The 529-nt window shown below is 59.5% G+C and carries 2 protein-coding genes; both read left to right on the plus strand.

The window, feature by feature from the left end; all coding sequences use genetic code 11:
- Window positions 1-250 (plus strand): multicopper oxidase domain-containing protein (locus ALO43_RS19920; protein ID WP_157062346.1); only part of this gene is annotated, 250 nt, incomplete at its 5' end.
- Window positions 250-529: nucleoside deaminase (locus tag ALO43_RS19925; protein WP_162235610.1), on the plus strand; the 280-nt coding region annotated here is incomplete at its 3' end. The genes ALO43_RS19920 and ALO43_RS19925, both read left to right, overlap by 1 nt.

A 529-nucleotide genomic window follows, 5' to 3' on the forward strand; every position in this document is an offset into this window, starting at 1 on the left:
GCGTTACATCTTCGAACTGAAAAACATTACCCTGTATCAGCACCCTATTCACTTGCACGGCCTGAGTTTCAAGGTGATCGCGTCCAATCGGCGCAAGATCATCCCGTACTTTACCGACACGTTCTTGCTGGGCCGCAACGAGCGGGCGCGGGTCGCGCTGGTGGCGGATAACCCCGGTGTGTGGATGTTCCACTGCCATGTGATCGATCACATGGAAACTGGTCTCATGGCCGCCATCGAGGTGTCGTGATGCGTCAGCCGCAAATCATCGACCGCAGCAAGGATCAGGACTTCATGCGCGAGGCACTGGCGCTCGCCGCGCAAGGCGCATTGCTGGGCGAAGTGCCAGTCGGTGCAGTCGTGGTGCAGAACGGCGAGATCATCGGCCGTGGTTACAATTGCCCGATCAGCGGCAGCGACCCGAGTGCGCATGCCGAGATGGTCGCCATTCGTGACGCCGCCAGGGCGCTGGACAATTATCGGCTGCCAGTCTGTACGCTTTACGTGACGCTGGAACCATGCAGCATCC

The sequence above is a fragment of the Pseudomonas tremae genome, from assembly GCF_001401155.1.
Lineage (GTDB): Bacteria > Pseudomonadota > Gammaproteobacteria > Pseudomonadales > Pseudomonadaceae > Aquipseudomonas > Aquipseudomonas tremae.